A 349-nucleotide genomic window follows, 5' to 3' on the forward strand; every position below is an offset into this window, starting at 1 on the left:
CGCTTTTTTCGAGCGGGCGATGACCGCCTCACAGGCCCTGTTCAATGAGGCGGGGCAGATGACCGAAACCATGACCCTTGCGGCGCTCGCCGAACGGGGCAACACCGTCTTCGCGCTGGGGGGCAACGGGGTGCCGGTCCGTGCGACGGGCCAGCCCGCATCCTTGAATTGGCCCGGTCCAAACCCGTCCCTCGGGGTGGAGGTCAGCTTCAGGGAAGGTTCGGAGGCTGCGCGCGTCACGCTCCCCGGCCCATGGGGGTTGCAGCGCCTGCTGGACTCGCTGCGGTTGCGGTTTCGCGATGGTGGGCAACGGGTTTTGATCGACATTCGGACAGATGAGGGGCGGGTT

At 66.8% G+C, this 349-nt stretch carries 1 protein-coding gene; it reads left to right on the plus strand.

Features of this window, described 5'->3' with window-relative positions:
- A partial coding sequence (locus KWG70_RS17755; protein ID WP_230937377.1) for a type VI secretion IcmF C-terminal domain-containing protein occupies positions 1–349 on the plus strand: 349 nt, incomplete at both ends.

This window comes from Psychroserpens luteolus (assembly GCF_021032705.1).
GTDB classification, from domain to species: Bacteria; Bacteroidota; Bacteroidia; order Flavobacteriales; family Flavobacteriaceae; genus Psychroserpens; species Psychroserpens luteolus.